Origin of the sequence: Hansschlegelia beijingensis, assembly GCF_045505405.1 — a bacterium.
Classification (GTDB): Bacteria; Pseudomonadota; Alphaproteobacteria; order Rhizobiales; family Methylopilaceae; genus Methylopila; species Methylopila beijingensis_A.
The window spans coordinates 1-3039 of sequence record NZ_JBJKEX010000363.1 but is presented as its reverse complement, the minus strand read 5'-3'; the positions used below and the strand labels follow the sequence as shown (position 1 = coordinate 3039).

General features: G+C 72.2%; 1 protein-coding gene. It reads right to left on the bottom strand.

The window, feature by feature from the left end; all coding sequences use genetic code 11:
* On the bottom strand, positions 1–3039 hold a 3039-nt coding region (locus tag ACIKT0_RS16030; protein ID WP_407106358.1), incomplete at both ends, for an apolipoprotein A-IV repeat region-like domain-containing protein.

Genomic DNA, 3039 nt, shown 5'->3' with positions numbered 1-3039 from the left:
GCTGATTTCGCCCGCGAGGCGGTCGCCGAGGGTCGCCCCGGCCGCGTCGAAGCGGCTCTCAAAGGTGCGGATGCGCTGCTCGAAGGCCGATCCGGCGCGGTCCTGCGCGGCCGCGAAGGCCGCTTCGGCCTCGCTGGCACGGGCGCCGAGGGTCTCGAAGAGCCGGCCCTCCGCGGTGGCGAGACGCTCCTGCAGGTCCCCGCCGCGGACCACGATCGCGTCGTGGATGCGCTCGGCGGTGTCGCTGATCGCGATCGTGAGCTGGCCGCCACGGTCCGCGATGATGTCCCCGACAGCGGCGCCGGTGGTGGAGAGGCGCTCCTCGAAAGCCTTGAGCTTCTGGTCGACGCCGGCGCCGATGCGGTCCGTCGCGGCCCCGAACGCCGTTTCAGCCGCGGATGCGCGCGCGTCGATCTTGGCCGAGAGGTCTTCGCCCGCCGCCGCGAGCCGGCGCTCGAGCTCCGAACCCCGCTCGACGACGATCTCGTGGATCCGCTCCGCCGTTTCGCCGAGCGTGTCGGCCAAGGCGCCGCCGCGTTCCGCGATGATGTCGGCCACGGACGCGCCGGTGGTCGAAAGCCGCTCCTCGAACGCCTTGAGCTTCTCCTCGACGCCGGAGGTGATGCGACCGGTGGCGGCCCCGAAGGCAGCCTCGGCGTCGGACGCGCGGGCCGCGATCGCCTCGCCGAGCCGCTCGCCGCTGACCTTGAGCCGGTCCTCGAGCTCGCCGCCGCGGACGACGACGACCTCGTGGATGCGCTCGGCGGTGTCGCCCAGATTGTTCAGCAGGATCGCGCTGCGCTCGGACAGCACGTCCGCGATGGTGACGCCTGCGGATTCGATGGTGTCGCGGACCTCCGCGGCGCGGCCGTCGATCGCGGCCACGATACGCGCGCCGACGGCGTCGAAATCGCCCTCGATTGCGTCGCCACGCACCACGATCGCCTCGTGCACGCGGTCACTCGCCCGGGTGATCCGGGAGGCGACATCCTCGCCCTGGGCTTCGAGCAGCGACGCGATGCGCTCGCCGTCCTCGGCGAAGCGCCTCTCGAGCTCTCCGCCATGCAGGACGATCGCCTCGTGCATCCGGGCGCTCGCCTCGGTCAGGCGCTCCGCAAGATCGCCGCCCTGCAGCGTGACGTCGTTTGCGACCTTCTTGCTGGTCTCGTCGAGCCGGCGAGCGATGTCGCCGCCGCTGGCGGACAGCGCCTCGACCGCGCGGTCGCTCGCCGCGCGCAGCGTGCCGGAGACTTCCTCCGCCCGCGTCGCGAGAGTCTGCTCGACCTCGGAGCCGATCGCCCGGAAGCCGGAAGCCGCGTCGTCGGTCCTTTCGGAGAGCGACCGCAACACGAGCTCCGCACGCTCGGCGAAGGTCTCGGTGAGCTGCTGGCCGGTGCGCTCCAAGCCGTCGTTGAACAGCATGCCGCGGGAGGCGAACTCCTCCGAGACGCGGGCGGCCGCTGCGACGAAGCGCTCGATCGCGCCGTCGCCGCGCGAGCCGAATTCCTCGGTGACGGAGGACGCCGTGCCGCTGAGGGTCTCGACCAGCTCGCGCGAGCGCGCTCCCAGAGCGTCGATGATGTCGCGCGACCCGGAATCGATCGAGCCGTGGAAATGCGCGCCGGCGTCCGCCAGCGCTTCCGTGACCTCGCGGGCCCGGTCCGAGAGGGTCTCGAGCAGTTCGGTCGAGCGCTCCGAAAGATCGGAAGCGATGCCGCCGCGGGCTTCGGACAGAGCGGCGGTGAGCTCGCTCGCGCGCAGAGCGAGGGTCTCCAGAAGCTCACGCGAGCGCTCGGAGAGGTCGCGATGGAAGTCGCGCCCGGCGGCTTCGACCGACGAGGTGACGTCGCCAGCGCGCTCGATGAAGGTTTGCGCGAGATCGGAGCCGGTTCGGTCGAGATGCGAGATCACGGTCTCGACGCGGTCCGCCAGCTGGTCGGAGATCGAGCCGCCGACGCGATCGATCTGCGCCGCCACGGCCTCGCCGCGCGCGGCGAGCGCGCTGATGGCTTCGCCGCTGGTGCGCTCGATGCGCTCGTCGAATTCCGCGCCCGTCGCCTGCAGACGGTCGGTCAGGAGCGTGGTGCGCTCCTCGATGGAGCGAATGATCGCGTCGCTGGACTGCCCAAGGGCGGACCGCGCCGCCTCGGCGCGCTCGTCGAGCGTCTCGACGATGCGGCGGCCGGTGTCGTCGAGGTCGCGAGCGACCTCCGCGCCGCTCGACGCCAGACGCTCGATCATCTCCGCGCCGCGGCCGCCGATGGCCGCCAGCATGTTCTCGCCGGCCTGCTGGATCGCGAGCGCGATCTCGGAGCTCTTCGCGTCGAGCTCGCTCGTGACCTGGGCGCCCGAATTCGTGATGTTAGCCGCGAGCAGGCTCGCCGCGGCGTTGAGGTCGCGGGCCAGAACGTCGTGAGCGCCGGCGATCGTCTCGCGCAGACGCTCGGCGTTGCCGTCGATGGCCTCGCGCTGGGCCTGGATGTCCGCGATCAGGGTGCGCACGCGCACCTCATTGTCGTGGAAGGAGCGCTCAAGCGTGGAGACCTCGCCGCGCACCAGCGACTCAAGATCACCCGCGCGGCTGACCGCGCGCTCGATGCCGTCGCCCATCGCGGCGACTTCGCGGCGAACCGCTTGGCCGAGCGAGCTGATCGCCTCCGAGGACGTCGTGTCGGGCTCCGCGAGGCGCAGCGCGACCTCCGTCATGGAGCGGGCGACCAGCCGCATCTCCTGGGCGCGCCACGACATCATCGCGAGCATGTAGAAGAACACGATCGGCGCCGCGACGCCCAGGAAGGCCGCGGCGAGCTGCGCCTGAACCGCGCCATCGGCGAGGTTCGTCTCGGGTCGGCCGAGCCCCAGCACCCCGAACAGGTAGATCGCGCCGAGGCCGGCCCACACGAGGGACGCGACGGTCGCGAGCACGAACGGCGCGCGCGAGGGCTTGCGCTGCAGCGCGTAGACGATGTGCGCGAAGGAGCGGGCGTCGTCATTGGCGGGCGCGCGGCGGCCGGAACGGTCCGGGGCCGGGCGCTCGGC